The sequence below is a fragment of the uncultured Altibacter sp. genome (assembly GCF_963972995.1).
Lineage (GTDB): Bacteria > Bacteroidota > Bacteroidia > Flavobacteriales > Flavobacteriaceae > Altibacter.
Map to the genome: position 1 here is coordinate 1 of NZ_CAXAXI010000031.1, position 16711 is coordinate 16711.

The following is a 16711-nucleotide window of genomic DNA, read 5'->3' on the forward strand; positions in this document are numbered from 1 at the left end:
CGTGTAGTGAGCCGACGTAGTATTTAGGGATGGTTTCTGCAGCCTAGATTTTTTTCTTTCTTTTTTCATCAATGGAAAAAAGAAGAGAAAGAAAGAAAGAAGACCTATTTCATTCAACAACCCCGTCAATTCAAAAACCGAATCCCATTTCCTGAAAATCAGTATCTTTAATGAACACTAACCAACAACACCATGAGACCTTTTAGTATTGCCTGCTGCCTCCTCTTCGCTTTTACCCTCTGCTCCCAAAACATTGGCACCATTGAAACCACTTCGTGCTTCTTGGAGGATTGCAGCTTTATGAAAGCGCAGCCCGAAACACGCTTTGGATATCTCACGGTACCGGAGGATTACAGCAAACCTGAGGGCAGAACACTTCAGATCGCCTTCAGCATCCTAAAAACACCTAATCCCGACTTCCAAGGGGACCCCATCATGGTTTTTGCAGGTGGATGGGGATTTCCCGAGGTCAAGGATACACCTTTTTACCTTCGTTTTCCTTTTCTGGCTGAAAGGGACGTGATCCTCTTCGATTACAGGGGTTCGGGTTTTTCAACAAACCTACCCTGCGAGAACCTGGGCAAGGAAGGCTGGAACGATATTCTTGCTAATTACACCAATTCCGAATTCGCCGCTCGTCAGCGTGAGCGGTACAACGCCTGTCTGGACCGTTTGCAGCAGGAGGGCATCGACTTCAATCAGTATGGTATGAACACCATTGCGCGCGATGCGGCATTCTTGGCGCAGCAATTGGACTATACCACCTATAACCTTTTCGGTATCTCTTACGGAACCATGGCCATGCAGCATTTTTTAAGGGCTGCGGAAGACTACGACATCACGGTCCGCTCGGCCGTGTTCGACTCTAATGTGCCTATTGGCGTCGCTACACAGGGTTCTATGGGTATCTATTATGCCCGAACGCTCAACCGGGTACTGGATGCTTGTGCAGAAAACTCCGACTGCAATGAGCGCTTTCCAAACCTGAAAACGCGCTTCTTGGCATTTCTGGATTCGGTGGATACCGATCCCCTAAAAATAACCATGCCCGGCGGAGAACTTGCATATCTGAATCGGCATGAGATCAACGGCGCCCTCCATCAACTCCTCTATTATGCCAATGTGTATAAGGATTTTCCCATATTGTTGGAACATTTCATGGCACGTGATGAAACGACCTTAAGGCGGGTGTTGACACAAATGCAACCCTTGGTGGAAGAAGGGTACAATGCCCTGGGCATGATCGAATACGTCTACGACTATAAAGGAATGCTGGAAAAAAGCAAGGAAGCCTATCAAACCGAACAACGACAATACAAACCTTACGAGATCATAGACGGCTACTACGAGTTTTACGTGAACGACACCCGCATTCAAACAGATTCCATTGCAGGAACCCCTGTACGTACATCGGTCCCTTCCCTCCTATTGGCCGGCACCTTCGATCCCATCACCCCACCCGAATGGAACGAGCCGTTTATGGAGTACTTCACCGATGCTTACTATCATTCCTTCCCCGGATTGGGACACGGGGTAAGTCCGACGCCCTGCGGACGACAAATGGTTACAAAATTCCTTGAAGACCCTTCTACGGATCCGGAAGTAGCCTGCTTAGAAGAACTTGAAAAGACTTCCATCCCGTTCCGAACGTCTTACTATAAGAATGGAACAATAGGCACCCTACTGCAACAGGTCTCCCGCTTGCAACCCCTTTGGTTCGTTTTGTTATTGGTACTAACTGTAGTGGTGGTGCTTCGGAATGTGATCGTGGGAGCCGTCTTCTTCCGAAGAAAGAAAGATCACATGAAGAGAACTACTTGGTGGGTTTCAGCAATGGGACTGCTGTTTCTTATTCTGCTGGGTTATTTTATGTTCCAAACATTGAACAGTGATCCCTTCCTATTGCTCTTCGGACTCGTAGCTGAAGCGAATTGGCTCTTCTTTATAACGCCACTCTTCCTGCTCGGGGTGCTCTATTACCTTTATATCATGCTCATCAAACGCTCTTTTGGCGTTTGGCCGGTACTCACGCTGGTCGCTTTCTTGTTTGTAAGCGGGTGCATGTTCTATTATACGTTGTATCCCATGATCTAACAATCCAATCATCAAATAATCCTATTTCTTTTTTTGTCACGCTGAACCTGTCGAAGCGCATTCAACTCCCCTTCGCTTCAGTCACACTGAGCCTGTCGAAGCGCTTCCCACATACAAATCACTACTTCCTGTGTCAATGAGATTCCTCTCTACGTTCGGAATGACAGTCTTCATGTCATTCAGAGCGAAGCGAAGAATCTACACTACAAAACCCCTTCTCGATACAGTGCCTCTTCAAGGAACCACTCGAAGTGACACAGCTTCTTCTTTAATACCAATGTTTCATAGCATCAAAAAACGACCTCAGAAAGTTTCCCGTAAAATGCAAGGAGCTGGAACGTAAAGCGCGTTCCGCTGTTTGAGGTGTGCTGTGGCGCACCGAGTTCGGAACGTGTAGTGAACCGACGTAGTATTTAGGGATGCTTTATGCAGCCTAGATTTTTTTGTTTCTTTTTTCATCAATGGAAAAAAGAAAAGAAAAGAAAGAAAAAACATAATCATCCCACAATCCATTTTAATACTTCCTTAGCAATCTCTATTAAACTTATCCTAAAGTGCCGGATTCTTATTGCGAGACGGAAAACCCGCCGTACCTTTAATAGACAACAAATAAAAAAACAGACACTATGAATAACAAAGGAAAAGGATTGCTGGCTTTAGTAGGGTTAGCAGCCGGTGCATTCGCATTTTGGAAGTACAAGAACATGAGTGAGGAAGAGAAAGCGCGCCTAAAAGGAAAGGTCAACAATGTAGGCCAAAAGATCAAGGAAGGTGCTCAGGATGTGGAACGTTCTATAACCGATAAGTACGAGGAGTTGAAAGGGAAAGCCAAAGCTGAAGCGCACGATATCACCCACTAAACAAAGCAATGTAACAGCTACTACTGTCTAAAAAGTACGCGTAAGAAACCGCTCGGATGTAAATCCGAAGTTTTCGTTCTTTCGCGCTGCTTCTTAGACAGTTTTTTTATACCTCCGTACTTCTTTATGTTCCATAGTGATTGTGCACAGGAAGCATCTTGAATACCAAAACCGATCCTAAACTTCCTGAGGTACAATGAAATACTAGACCGATATTGTTGCGATATGGAAGAAATTTCGTACATTTAACCAACACCCCTTCTCTTACTCTCTTCGGAACATAGCTTCCGACACAAAATCAATCATACGTTATGGTGCAGATCGCTCGTACTCGATACGGGAAATACGAACCCTTTAACCCATACGATATGAAGAAACTATTACAACGATGGAACGACTATCTGAAGCGTTCGGGACTGCTGGAAAAGTTAGCCCTGTACGGCAAAGCCAGCAGCTATGCCATTCACCGCTAAGGATCACCCGTTTCTAACCTCACAAAGACCCTTGCACATAGCAGGGGTTTCTTTTTTGTCTTTTTTTCAGAAAAGGATCGTCCAATAGATACAATTACCCACGGTATGTGTATTTTTAGGATGATTAATCAAATAACCAACAAATGAAAAAAAATTTCTTCCTGGGACTCTTATGCATAGGTCTGCTCTCCATGCACGCTCAGTCCAACGATCCTGTCATTGACAACATTATTAAAGAAGCTACCGAGAACAACATGCTGCAACCATTGGGTCATGAACTTATGGATATCATTGGTCCGCGTTTGGTAGGAACGCCGCAAATGAAGAACGCGCACGACTGGGCGGTTCAAAAATATGAATCTTGGGGGATTCCCGCCAAGAACGAAGCTTATGGCGAATGGCGAGGCTGGGAACGTGGCATTACGCATATCGACATGGTATATCCACGTGTGCAAAGCCTGCGGGGTACTCAATTGGCATGGAATCCCGGTACTTCTAAACAGGGAGTAACAGCAGAGCTTATTACACTACCCACGGTGAAAGACTCTTTAGATTTCATGGCATGGCTACCCAATGTGAAGGGAAAACTGGTGATGATCGATATGCTGGAACCTACCGGCAGACCGGATTACAACTGGGAAGAGTTTGCCACAAAGGAATCATTCGAAAAGATGAAGGAAGCACGGGAAAAACAAACCACCGAATGGAGGGACAATATGCGCCGCACGGGATACACCTCACGTACCCTTCCGGCCGCACTTGAAAAGGCAGGGGCTGCCGGTATCGTTGCTTCCAATTGGTCCAACGGTTTCGGAGTGAACAAGATCTTTGCAGCCCGTACCAAGAAGATCCCTACCGTAGATATTGAATTGGAAGATTACGGGATGCTCTACCGTCTTGTTGCCTCCGGTCAAAAGCCGAAAATAAATATTGTGGCCCTTTCAAAAGAACTGGGTGTGGTTCCTACCTTCAATACCATTGCCGAAATAAAAGGAAGTGAAAAGCCTGAAGAATATGTGATCCTTTCTGCGCACTTTGATTCATGGGACGGTGCTACCGGTGCAACCGATAATGGTACGGGAACACTCATCATGATGGAAGCGATGCGACTTCTAAAAAAATACTATCCTAATCCAAAACGCACCATTCTCGTGGGCCATTGGGGCAGTGAAGAACAAGGCCTCAACGGATCTAGAGCGTTTGTGGAGGATCATCCGGAGATCGTCGCAGGCGTACAAGCGGTGTTTAATCAGGATAACGGCACAGGCCGAGTGGTTCGTTTATCGGGTGGAGGCTTTCTTCATGCCTACGACTATCTTGCAAGCTGGCTGGAACCGGTCCCGGATCGCATCACAGATGGTATCGAAACTACCTTCCCCGGCACGCCGGCCAGAGGGGGTTCAGATTATGCATCGTTTCAAGCGGCGGGTGCTCCTGCATTCAGTTTAAGTTCGCTCAACTGGTCGTATTGGAACTACACCTGGCATACCAACAGAGATACCTACGATAAGATCATTTTCGACGACCTGCGTGATAATGTAATATTAACGGCGATCCTTGCGTATATGGCTAGTGAAGATCCGGATACACCCTCCCGAGAAAGGAGTGTCCTGCCGGTAAGCTCAAGAACGGGCGAGCAGCTGGAATGGCCGGAGCCTAAGTCCCCAACCCGTCGCGGCGGCTTGGATGATGAGAACTAAGATTCTATAGATGAAAAAAAAGAGGCTATTTAAAAAATAGCCTCTTTTTTTTACTGTATCATAAGCTCAGGTAATAGACGCACAAAGCTGTCAGTTTGAGCTTGTCGAAGAAACCCCTACCCTTTCAACCAAGCCTTGCGCAAAGCAAGCTGTTCTGCTGAAGGATTAGGAACCTCTTGCAGCTTTTTGCCCATTACATACGGCTGTGTGGTCACAGTTTCTATTACAACGCGTTCGCCATCACGGTCCAACACAACAGATATCTCTTTTCCCAGCTCCCATCCATACACTTCCTGAAAGATGGTATTGGCGTTCTGCAGGGTTACATCCGTGCCATTCACACTTTTAATAATGTCTCCGGCTTGTACACCTTGTTCCGCCCAAAAACTGTTTTGCGTTGCTAACCCGGTAAAGAAGATCCCTTTATCGGGGCTTCCGCTCACCATGGGAACATTTCCGTTCATGATAAAATTCCCTTCTACTTGTCCTTCAACTACCTCCAACCCTACTTTCTCAAAAAACACACTGTAATCAATTGGGGTAGTTCCTTCGACATGAGTGGTAAGAAATTCGCCCACACTCGGATAGGTCATTTGGGTGATCTCTGCAATGAGGGTATCATCGTCAAAGGGTTTGTTCTTTCCATACTTTTTTGACAATTCTTTCATTAAAGAAAGCATGCTACGTGTTCCGTTACTTTCTTGACGCATGAGTATGTCAATACACATACCGATAAGTGCCCCTTTCTGATATACGTTATAGTAATTGGACGCATAAGGTTCATCGATCACATTTTCACTCATTTCGGTAAAACTCATACTGTCATCCAACCCAAGCGAGGTCTGGATTTTATCCATAATGATTCCGTAGAATTCATCAGCTTCAATAAGCCCTTCATAGACTTGAAAATGCTGAGCAAAGTATTCAGTAACACCTTCATACATCCAAAGGTGTTTTGAGAAGGTTGGGTCGTTATAATCGAAGTAATGCACATCTTCAGAATGCACAGACAGCGGAGTGACAATATGAAAGAACTCATGAGCCACAACGTCTACCATTCCTTTTTCCAACGCATTCGCAGGCATCCCTTCCGGCATAACAACTACTGTAGATGTGTGATGTTCCAAGGCTCCAAATCCGGCAGGGGCGTCTTCGCTACCATCAGACAGATACAGATAAATATCATAACGTGGTGTACTGTCGATATCTCCCAAATAGGTTTTTTGTGCTTCCATCATTTTGTACATCACAGGTTTAAGGCTGGTAGCCGAATGCATCTTGTTGGGCGAATAAACACTGAGTACGATCTCAATCCCTCCTACCATAAATTTCTCTACGGAAAGGTTCCCGTACATCATGGGGTTGTCGGTTATATCGAAGTAACGAGGTGCAAAATAGCTGGTAGTCATCGATCCATCTGCATGAGTCTTCTCTCCGGTATTCTGAAGCGCCGACGTACGTTCAAAATCGGAAGGAGCTGTTACGTCCAACTGATACTGATTGTTCTTCAATGTGTCAAAATATCCTATAAAACCGTGGAGGTTCAATACGTAATTATCGGGTTCAATGTTGGTCCCTGAGGGTGAAAACGGTGATTTTCCTTCCGCTTCCACATCAAATGTGTCATTGACGTAATACGTGATCTTATCCAACTGAGAAGCATTGGCGATCGTCCAGGTATTGGTATCTACCTTGGTACTGGGCAACGGATTTCCATTATAATCTAGTGCCGTGAAATCGTCTACAAAATAACCAAAGTCGCTAATTGCGTACGTTCCCTGAACTACCTTAGGCAATCTGTACGTGACTGTCTCTTGTATAAACCGTCCCGGATCTATTGTCACAGGCACTTTGTCGTCCACCACTTTAGTAAGGTCAAGGCTTGTTTTTATCGGAGTTTGTACTGCAAGATCGTTTCCTGTTTTAGAAGGACCGCAAGCGAGAAGGCTCAATGCAAGGCCACATAGCAATAATTGTTTCATAAAGAGTTTTGTTTGTAGTAGACGCAAATATAATCGCTTTGTTACAGCTTCTGGTTCACTTTTTCTGAAGGGATTTCACAACTTCGATCAAGGCTTGTGTTTGGATCGTGTTGCAAAGCGTTCATACCCCGCCAATTTCTTCGAAGTATTGATAAAGTAAACACCGGTAAGTAAGATAACGGCAGCCAGGATCGATTGCAACGTTATCTGTTCATCTAGAAAGTACCATCCCAACAGCAGTGCTATAATGGGATTGACGTAGGTGGATGTCGCTACTTTTTCGGGTGAAACGACCTTCAGCAAATAATTGAAAGAAGTGAACGCAACAATACTTCCGAAGAGGATCAACAACACCATCGACCATTGTACCGAAGTACTCCATTGTGCCGGGGCGCTCCACGTCTCGCCAAAGATCAAACTCGCAAAACATAGCATGAGTCCGCCGGTCAACATCTGGTAGCCTGTATTTACAAAATAATTGGAGGGAAGATCGGCTTTGCCTACAAAAAGACTTCCGTAGGCCCAACTTACCATGCACATAAAGATCATGACCATGCCTACAATACTATTTTCTTGATGCAATACTTGCTTCTGACTTACCAATAGGTATACCCCGATGACGCCCAAAATAATTCCAATAACCGACATCGCTTTGATCCTTTTACCTTGTAAGATCCGCATCAAAATAAGGATCACAAGCGGTTGTGCCGAGATCTCCAAAGCTGCAAAACCACTGTCCACATATTTCAAAGCCCAAACTACAATACCGTTCCCAAAGCTAAGGAATAAGAATCCGGCGATGGCAGTGTTCAACAACTGACGTCTAGTGATGGCAATTGAGATCCTCATCACCTTACATATCACGAAGATTAGAAGCCCCGCTGAAGTAAACCGGATGGAGGCCAACATGAACGGTGCTAGTTCTGCCACTGCTATTTTATTGAGCAAGTACGTGGATCCCCAAATCACATAGATCGAAAAGAAGGCAAGAATGACCAGCGTAAGGTTGGTAGATTTGGGCATGGTTATAGGTTGGTATGCGAATACAATAGTACGTATTCCTTTTTAACTGTTTTTTAGTTCTTATATCTATTTTTTCTGAATAGCTATGTGGATTGCTCGTCTCGTTCGTACGCCTCAATATCCTTCCGCAGATCCAATTTTCGAAAGGCCGGTGAGATCGCTCCCGTAAAGACAACGGTGAGTAGGGTCATACTTCCGCCAAATACTACGGCGGTCACCGTTCCCATCCACTTGGCTGTGAGACCGCTTTCAAAAGCGCCCAATTCGTTCGAGGATCCTACAAACATTGAGTTTACCGAGGCTACCCTACCTCGCATATGGTCGGGAGTGCGCAATTGCAAGATGGTTTGGCGGATGATCATTGAAATACCGTCGGTGACGCCACTTAGGAAAAGAGCTATTACCGATATCCAGAACCAGGTGGACAATCCAAAGACGATGATACACACTCCGAATCCGAAGATAGCTCCCAGCAATTTCAATCCGGCATTCTTATTCAACGGAAAATACGCCGAAGTAAACATAATGAGGAGTGCGCCTACGGCGGGTGCAGCACGAAGTACCCCGAATCCTTCGGGTCCTACTTTTAAAATATCCTGTGCAAAAATGGGCAATAAGGCTACAGCCCCACCAAAGAGCACTGCGATCATATCGAGGGAAATGGCACCTAGGATGATCTTAGTCGAGAGTACAAATTTCACTCCTTCCTTTAAACTTTTCAGTACCGGTTCCCCCAGCTTCGGATTTAAGATGGGTTTCTTCGGAATGGATGTAAGCGCGATCACAGCCACTAGCGAACAGAAAAATACGAAGCACATCGACCAGTGCACCCCGATCCAATGAATGGAAAGTCCGGCGATCGCAGGACCTACCACAGTTCCCATTTGCCAAACAGAGCTGCTCCAAGTAGCAGCATTGGGGTATATTTTTTTTGGAATCAATAAGGAGAACAACGAAAAGATCGTGGGACCAATAAAAGCACGCACCACACCGCCAAGAAATACAAGAGCATAGATACTGTAAAGCACACTTTGGGTGCTAAGGTCACCTACCACTTCAGGCCACGTGATCAAGAACAATCCCAGACTAACCACCGAGAATCCCAAGATACACCATAAAAGCAATCCCCGCTTCTCCTTTTGATCTACCACATGACCGGCAAAAAGTGCTAAGCCTACGGCTGGAATAACCTCCATTAAACCTATAATACCCAAAGAAAGGGGATCTTTTGTTAAACTATACACTTCCCATTCAATAACCACAAACTGCATAGACCATGCAAACACCATGGCGAATCGTACCAAAAGAAAGATATTGAACTCCCTAAATCGCAGGGCTGCATACGGATCGTTATTTTTCATAAGCGTGTTACGAAGCTAAAACAAATGCCGCAAATAAAAGACGGCATGTCATAAAATTAATTTGTTATAAAACTGTTAGCGTGGTAACGTGCATCGCAAAAATGCTGTATTTTTAAGTAAACATTTCTAGATATGAAAAAACTATTGCGTATCCTGGCGGCTGCCTGGGGAGCCAAAAAGATTGGAGGCGGAAAATGCGGTTGCATTGGTACCATTGTGGTATTCATTATTTTATACTGGTTGCTTGGCTATGTTTTTGAACTGTTCTAAATGTGTTTGAAGGTTGTGCTTTTTCGTCTATCTTTGAGAAAGACCATGAGCATTCAAACCTATGAAATCACTAACCACTTCACTCTTACTCTTTCTCTTTACAATCGTTAGCCTAGCACAAGAGGCCAATCAATTTTTTGAACCTTTGAAATATAGGAATATCGGTCCTTTTCGTGGCGGTCGCTCGGTGACTGCCAGTGGTGCTATGGGCGATCCTCTAACCTATTACATGGGAACCACCGGTGGCGGATTGTGGAAAACCGAAGACGCAGGCCAGCGCTGGACAAATATTTCCGATGGGTATTTCAAGACCGGTTCGGTGGGTGCAGTTGCTGTTTCAGAATCACATCCTAACGTAATCTATTGCGGCATGGGAGAACATGCCGTTCGCGGCGTGATGACCTCTTACGGTGACGGGGTATACAAATCGACCGATGCAGGAAAGACCTGGAAGAAACTTGGTTTGGAGAAGACACAGCACATAGCACGCATTGTGATCCATCCCACAAATCCCGATATTGTATATATAGCTGCACAAGGAGCTCTTCACGGCCCAACCAAAGAGCGTGGGGTCTACCGCTCAACCGATGGCGGAACGACCTGGGAACAGGTGCTGTTCGTAAACGAGTTGACCGGCAGTACCGAATTGTCCATGGATATGAACAATCCTAATGTGCTCTATACCGCTATGTGGCACCACCAGCGTATGCCGTGGATGGTACTAAGTGGTGGCGAAGGCAGTGGCCTCTATAAATCGGAAGACGGCGGTACCACCTGGTATAAAATTCACGATGGTCTTCCTGAAGAAAAGGGAAAAATGGCCATCGCTGTGAGCAGGTCGAATTCTGAAAAAGTATATGCCCTTATTGAAAGTGATACTGAAAAGGATCTAAGTGGCTTGTTTGTCTCGAACAATGCCGGGAAAAACTGGTCCAAGGTAAGTGGCGACAATCGGTTAACTCAGCGTGCCTGGTACTACACCGAAGTATTTGTGGATCCTAATAACGAAAATGTAGTATATGTGCTTAGTGCGCCTGCACTGCGCTCTATTGACGGGGGAACCACCTGGGAAGAGATTACGGGTACCCATGGTGACTATCACGATCTTTGGATCAACCCTATGAATTCAAAGAACATGGTGATTGCCAACGACGGTGGTGCCGCGGTTTCATTCAATTACGGAAAGAGCTGGTCTACCCAAGATAACATGCCCACGGCACAGATCTACCGCATCAATGCCGACAATCTGTTTCCGTATAATCTTTACGGAGGGCAACAGGACAACACTTCGGTTAGGATCGCAAGTCTTAGTCTGGGGCGTGGCAGTATCAATGCACAAGACTGGACCTATGCAGCCGGAGGTGAGAGTGCTTTTTTGGCTTTTGATCCCGACCAGCCCAAGTATGTGCTCGGCGGAAGTTATTTAGGAACCATCGAAGTATTGGATATGAAATCCAAAGCAAGTACAAACATCATGGCTGCACCCATCCAATATTTGGGAAGGGAAGCAAGAAACATGAAATACTTGTACAACTGGAATGCGCCCATCATTTGGTCTCAGCATGAACCGGGTACTTTTTATCACGCTGCACAACTTGTACTGAAAACCACTGATATGGGGAAGAATTGGGAAGAGTTCTCCCCGGACCTTACCAGAGATCAGGATGATAAACAAGGAAACGGTGGCGGACCGTATACCAACGAAGCCGTTGGCGCAGAGAATTACGGCACGATTAGTTATTTGATAGAGTCTCCTCACGAAAAAGGTGTTTTTTGGACCGGAAGTGACGATGGCCTTGTGCATATCACAAGGAATAATGGTAAAACTTGGGAAAATGTTACACCTAAAGGATTACAGGAGACGCTCATCAATGCGATCGATATTTCGCATGCCTCGCCGGGAACTGCCTACATTGCGACTACCCGTTATAAGTTCAACGACTATACTCCGGCACTTTATAAGACTAACGACTACGGAAAAACATGGCAGAATATTAGCAAAGGGATACCCTACGGCGCATTTACCAGAGTGGTTCGCGAGGATCCTTCAGATAAAAACATACTGTATGCCGGTACTGAAACGGGTGTGTATATCTCATGGAATGGAGGCGATCAATGGGAGCCTTTTCAACTCAATTTACCCGTAACGCCTATAACCGATCTGAAGGTGCATAAAGGAGATCTGCTGGTAGCAACTTCCGGCCGCTCCTTCTGGATCTTAGATGATCTGGCCGTGCTCACCCAATATAAGAATAAGAAAGAAGGGCTACATATCTTTACTCCGGAGCCCGCTGTGAATGGCTCTTGGTACAGTCCGTTGAGTGGAAATACCGCAACTTTTAACGGTACCGATCCCTTTGAAGGTGTAAACCCCGCCAATGGTGTTGTGCTGTACTACACCCTTCCGAAAATACACGACTCGATCCCGATCCGTATGGAAATAAGGGATGAGAAAGGCGAAGTGATACGCACTTTTACTTCAGAAAAAGATAAAAAATATGTGCCCAATGATGGTGGAGGTCCACCCCCCGCTCCCGTACTTTCAAAAAATGAAGGTTTAAACCGTTTTGTATGGGACATGCGGCATCCTATTATGCCGGGAATACCAACTACATATATTGAGGCCAGTTTTCGAGGCCATGTCGTACCACCTGGAACGTATCAAATTACATTGGAGCAGCAAGGAACGACAGTCGCTACGCAAGCTGTTATTTTGCCTAACCCTACATTTAGCTTGGCTTCAGGGCAGTATGAGGAATACGACCGTTTTATGACGCAGATGGAAGCCACCCTTACCGAAATGCACCACATGGTAAACACCTTAAAAGATGCACAAGAACAGATTGCAGGTATTGTATCACTTCTAAAAGAGACAAACGAAAATAAATCTTTGATCGCTTCCGGAACTGAATTACTGAATCAATTGAAAGCGTGGGACGAGGACATGATTCAGCGAAAGTCACAAGCGTATGATGACGTTGAAAATTTTCCCAACAAATTTTCGGCCGAGTATCTCTTTCTGATCAATCACACAGAAAGCAGTTTACCTAGTGTGAATACGCCGTCAAAACAACGAAGGGCAGAATTGGACGCACAATGGGCTGTCCTGAAGGCTCGTGGAAATGCACTTTTAAAAACTTCCATTCCTGCCTATAATGAAGAGTTATGGCGTGCAGGCATTGGAGCGGTTCGGTTAAAATAAAGACATTAATCTTCCGGCGGAAACCCGTGAATGGTTTCATAAAGGGTGTCGAAGTGCTCTCGTAGATACGACCGCAGTTTCAGTTTGTAATCGTCTTTCAACCAGCTTATAAAGTTATGTGTGCTCTTGCTAATACATTGCGCGTATTTCTCTATACGATGATCGATATCGTCTCCCAATAATTTGGCCAAGTTTAATGCGTCATACACGTCTTCGCTGTTCTCTGTACAGATGTAGGCATGCTGTTCAATAGAACGCTCCAAAACCACTTTGGAAGATTCCCCTTTAGTAATGGCATCGGTATATGTTTCCTTGATATCGAAATATACTTCTTCAGACTTCGAGAATTGTTCTCTGACGGCTTCAGGCATTTCATACCGAAAGTTACTTTCAAGTTCGTAGTCGTCTAACAAGCGATCCATATAATAATCGGGTGATCTAAAGATAGCTTGCCAGTCTAAGTTGGCCCCCCAAGGTCCGAAACGATAGCAGTTATTCCCAAGGTCAATGACCGTGAAAGTTGATTTATTGTTCAAAATTCGAGATCCCCGACCAATCATTTGATAGTAAAGGGTAAGCGATTTCGTCGCTCTGTTTAGAATGATACTCTCAATGGTAGGTTCATCGAACCCGGTGGTAAGAATACTCACCGATGTCAGGATCGCATTGGGGGTCTCCCGAAACCATTGCAGTATTTTTTTGCGTTGCTTCTTGGAGGCGGTATTATCGAGATGTGCAATGGGCAACCCTGCCGCCTTAAATGTATAGTATACTTGAACAGAGGTATTGATCCCATTATTGAAGATAAGTGTTTTCTTTCCTTCGGAATGTGTTCTGTACGCTTCCAAAAGCGTATCCAACATAGAATTTGTGGAGTAGAGATCTTCTGAAGATTTCACGGTATAATCACCATTCGAACCTACTTCCAACGAAGTAAGCGACATATTATACTGTATGATATCTGCTCGAGCCAAAAATTCGTTCTCAATTAGATTCTCTATGGATTCGCCCGCAATGAGTTCATCGTAATTGTCGTTCATGGGCAAGCTGCGGTTCGAGCTTAAAGGTGTAGCCGTTACCCCAAGAATAAAACACTTGTCGAAGAACTTAAAGAGTTTGGTAAAAGAATTATAGTGGGCCTCATCGATAATAACCAGTCCAATATCGGAAATGTCGAGTTTGTCCTCGTTGAGACGGTTGTTAAGTGTTTCAACCATCGCGACAAAACAACTGTACCTGCCTTGATCGTCCAAATTTGCACTGCTATTCACCACTTTGTTTACAACACCGAAACTGGTAAGCATCTCGGAGGTTTGTTTACACAACTCGATGCGATGTGTCATCACCAAGACCTTTTTATTATGGTGCTTTAGGTATTGCCGGACCATTTCAGAAAAGATAACGGTCTTCCCTCCTCCTGTGGGTAATTGATATAGCAGGTGGTAATCGTCGGGAGCCGATTCAAATTTTTCGAAGATCTTGCTAATAGCTCCCTGTTGGTAGCTATACAGCTCTTTATCGGTCTTTCGCTCTTGTAATCCTATAGTCTCTTCTGCCATATCTTCCCAAGTTTCGGGAGTGCAAAAGTACTTCCTTTTATAGGTTATCCATGAAGGTTTCCGAAAAAAATAATGGCTCCTTACTAAAGTTTTTTGAAGCAATATTCCTTCCGAAGAAAGGATATTAAAATCACAGCGCGTTTAAAAGCAACAGGAGGCAGTGTTTCCACAATTAAATATTTCCTTGTACATTTGAGAGACTAACAAAGAAGTACGCCAATTATGAAAAGATTAATACTCCTTAGCCTGCTCCTTTTGGGCCTTGAAGGTCTTGCGCAAGAGAATCGCAGTTATGACGGAACCGGCAATAATGCTGCCAACCCCGACTGGGGCGTCGCGAAGAAACATTTTAGAAACTATGCTACCAACGGCTATACAGATCTCATTAGTGAACCGGGAGGATTGGATAGGGAAAATCCTCGCGTGATAAGTAACGCTTTAGGCAGCCAATCTGAATTTTTAGCCAATGAATTAAATCTAAGTGATTTTGTTTGGGGTTGGGGCCAATTTATCGACCATGATGTAAACCTGAATGATGATAACTTCTCTGAAGCACATGATATCCAAGTACCGGAATGTGATGCCTTGTTTGATCCCTTCTGCACTGGAACCGTAACAATTAGAATGTTCCGCTCACTAAGCGACCCTGCTACGGGTACCGATGTAAATAATCCGCGTAAACATGTGAATGAGATCACCAGTTTTATCGATGGATCTGCTGTATATGGAAGTGATGAAATCAGAGCCAATTGGCTGCGCACCCATAGTGATGGTAAGCTGAAGACCTCTGCCGGAAATCTGCTTCCCTGGAATACCGTGGACGGCGAATACGATAGCGAGATCGATCCTACCGCACCCTTTATGGTATTGGACGGTTTTCCACTGCCGGAAAAGTTCTTTGTAGGTGGTGATGTTCGAGTCAATGAACAGCCGGGCCTCATGGCGTTTCACACGTTATGGGTGTTGGAGCACAACAGGCTTTGTGATGAATTGAAGGTACAGCACCCTACTTGGACCGACGAACAACTGTTTCAACGGGCCAGAAAGATTGTAGGAGCGCTGATAGAAGTAGTTACGTATGAAGAGTTCTTACCTACTATTGGTGTTACGTTATCACCCTATACTGGATATGATCCTACCGTGGATCCCACCATCATGAATGTTTTTTCAGCAGCAGGATATCGTTTTGGACACACCATGGTGAACGGACGTATAGTTCGGTATGATGAAGAAGGAAACGATTGGTCCTTCGGGGCCGTTGATCTTCGAAACGCGTTCTTTAATCCGTTGATACTAAAAGATGAAGGCGGTATCGCACCGTTCTTTCGGGGCTTGGCGGCACAGGAACATCAATTTGTAGATCCTATGATTATGGATGATATTCGTAATTTTCTTTTTGGACCTCCGGGCGCCGGCGGACTCGATCTACTATCTATTAACATTGCTCGTGCAAGAGAGCGTGGCTTACCGGATTACAACACCATACGTCAAGACATCTTACTCACTCCTCACCCTGATTTTAACAGTCTAACATCAAATTCAACCTTAAGTTCGACCCTACAAACCGTGTATGGAGACATAAGTAAAGTAGATCCGTGGATCGGGTTTATGAGTGAGGATCATCTCCCAAACAGTATTGTGGGAGAAGGCATGTCTACCTTATTAAAGATGCAATTCGAATTTTTGCGCGATGGAGATCGCTTTTATTATGAGAACGATCCGGCCTTTAGCAATGATGAGATCGCTGCATTAAAAAGTACGACCCTGTCGGAAATCATCCTTAGAAATACCAGTATAGAGACCTTACAGGAGAATGTATTTATAGCCGTGCCACGAGGCACATTGGCTGTGGAACTCTTCTCCTTTCCTGAAGTAAAAGATATTCGTCTTACTGCCTATCCAAATCCCATTCAGAAATACTTCAACCTACGTATCGAAACGCACCGTCCTGCTGCGGCAACCTTGCGCATCTTCGATCTCAATTCGCAATTGATCACGCAAAGCGAAGTTCAATTGGAAAAAGGAATGAACGAATTGAATTTTGAGTTGGAGGATCGCCTGGCCAGCGGATTATACGTTATTACCTTGAGCTCGGACCACGGGAATGGGCAGCTTAAAGTTATCAAACAATAATAGTTGGTGACAACAATAACAAGCTCAAAAAAAAAAAAGTTGCTCGCAATATCA

At 44.9% G+C, this 16711-nt stretch carries 10 protein-coding genes; 6 read left to right on the forward strand and 4 right to left on the reverse strand.

Going from position 1 to position 16711, the window contains the following annotated elements:
* Positions 1 to 192: 192 nt before the first annotated feature.
* The 3 genes from AACZ11_RS11270 (at position 193) to AACZ11_RS11280 (ending at position 5127) form a co-directional block, all read left to right on the forward strand.
* Complete coding sequence (locus tag AACZ11_RS11270) at positions 193 to 2094, forward strand: alpha/beta fold hydrolase (RefSeq protein ID WP_290626527.1); 1902 nt, start codon at positions 193 to 195, stop codon at positions 2092 to 2094.
* A gap of 626 nt (positions 2095 to 2720) precedes the next feature.
* The gene (locus AACZ11_RS11275) at positions 2721 to 2954 is read left to right on the forward strand and encodes a YtxH domain-containing protein (protein WP_290626525.1); all 234 of its coding nucleotides are present in this window, start codon (positions 2721 to 2723) and stop codon (positions 2952 to 2954) included.
* 616 nt (positions 2955 to 3570) lie between these two features.
* Positions 3571 to 5127, forward strand: a complete 1557-nt coding sequence (locus AACZ11_RS11280) for a M20/M25/M40 family metallo-hydrolase (RefSeq protein ID WP_290626521.1) — start codon at positions 3571 to 3573, stop codon at positions 5125 to 5127.
* Between the two features lie 116 nt (positions 5128 to 5243).
* Here the strand turns inward: AACZ11_RS11280 and AACZ11_RS11285 are convergent, their stop codons facing one another.
* The 3 genes from AACZ11_RS11285 to AACZ11_RS11295 form a co-directional block, all read right to left on the reverse strand.
* Positions 5244 to 7109 (reverse strand): peptidase M61, encoded by a 1866-nt coding sequence (locus AACZ11_RS11285; protein ID WP_290626519.1) that lies wholly within the window; start codon positions 7107 to 7109, stop codon positions 5244 to 5246.
* Positions 7110 to 7196: 87 nt separating this feature from the next.
* Positions 7197 to 8132, reverse strand: coding sequence for an EamA family transporter (locus AACZ11_RS11290; protein WP_290626517.1), 936 nt, complete (start codon positions 8130 to 8132; stop codon positions 7197 to 7199).
* 83 nt (positions 8133 to 8215) lie between these two features.
* On the reverse strand, positions 8216 to 9493 hold the full coding sequence (locus AACZ11_RS11295) for an MFS transporter (RefSeq protein ID WP_290626515.1): 1278 nt from the start codon (positions 9491 to 9493) through the stop codon (positions 8216 to 8218).
* A gap of 132 nt (positions 9494 to 9625) precedes the next feature.
* On the opposite strand from AACZ11_RS11295, the gene AACZ11_RS11300 reads away from it, so the two are divergent.
* Both AACZ11_RS11300 and AACZ11_RS11305 read left to right on the forward strand, forming a co-directional pair.
* Positions 9626 to 9763 (forward strand): hypothetical protein, encoded by a 138-nt coding sequence (locus tag AACZ11_RS11300; protein ID WP_290626513.1) that lies wholly within the window; start codon positions 9626 to 9628, stop codon positions 9761 to 9763.
* A 61-nt stretch (positions 9764 to 9824) separates the two neighbouring features.
* Complete coding sequence (locus AACZ11_RS11305; RefSeq protein WP_290626511.1) at positions 9825 to 12965, forward strand: glycosyl hydrolase; 3141 nt, start codon at positions 9825 to 9827, stop codon at positions 12963 to 12965.
* 5 nt (positions 12966 to 12970) lie between these two features.
* Here AACZ11_RS11305 and AACZ11_RS11310 read toward each other — a convergent pair whose 3' ends face one another.
* Complete coding sequence (locus AACZ11_RS11310; RefSeq protein ID WP_290626509.1) at positions 12971 to 14524, reverse strand: DEAD/DEAH box helicase family protein; 1554 nt, start codon at positions 14522 to 14524, stop codon at positions 12971 to 12973.
* Between the two features lie 222 nt (positions 14525 to 14746).
* Between AACZ11_RS11310 and AACZ11_RS11315 the strand changes: the two genes are divergently transcribed.
* Complete coding sequence (locus tag AACZ11_RS11315) at positions 14747 to 16657, forward strand: peroxidase family protein (protein ID WP_290626507.1); 1911 nt, start codon at positions 14747 to 14749, stop codon at positions 16655 to 16657.
* Positions 16658 to 16711 lie beyond the last annotated feature (54 nt).

Bases quoted from the DNA above. Each gene is read 5' to 3' on its own strand.
- AACZ11_RS11290 (WP_290626517.1), bottom strand. From the start codon at position 8,132: ATGCCCAAATCTACCAACCTTACGCTGGTCATTCTTGCCTTCTTTTCG.
- AACZ11_RS11300 (WP_290626513.1), top strand. From the start codon at position 9,626: ATGAAAAAACTATTGCGTATCCTGGCGGCTGCCTGGGGAGCCAAAAAG.
- AACZ11_RS11270 (WP_290626527.1), top strand. From the start codon at position 193: ATGAGACCTTTTAGTATTGCCTGCTGCCTCCTCTTCGCTTTTACCCTC.
- AACZ11_RS11280 (WP_290626521.1), top strand. From the start codon at position 3,571: ATGAAAAAAAATTTCTTCCTGGGACTCTTATGCATAGGTCTGCTCTCC.
- AACZ11_RS11295 (WP_290626515.1), bottom strand. From the start codon at position 9,493: ATGAAAAATAACGATCCGTATGCAGCCCTGCGATTTAGGGAGTTCAAT.
- AACZ11_RS11275 (WP_290626525.1), top strand. From the start codon at position 2,721: ATGAATAACAAAGGAAAAGGATTGCTGGCTTTAGTAGGGTTAGCAGCC.
- AACZ11_RS11305 (WP_290626511.1), top strand. From the start codon at position 9,825: ATGAAATCACTAACCACTTCACTCTTACTCTTTCTCTTTACAATCGTT.
- AACZ11_RS11285 (WP_290626519.1), bottom strand. From the start codon at position 7,109: ATGAAACAATTATTGCTATGTGGCCTTGCATTGAGCCTTCTCGCTTGC.
- AACZ11_RS11315 (WP_290626507.1), top strand. From the start codon at position 14,747: ATGAAAAGATTAATACTCCTTAGCCTGCTCCTTTTGGGCCTTGAAGGT.
- AACZ11_RS11310 (WP_290626509.1), bottom strand. From the start codon at position 14,524: ATGGCAGAAGAGACTATAGGATTACAAGAGCGAAAGACCGATAAAGAG.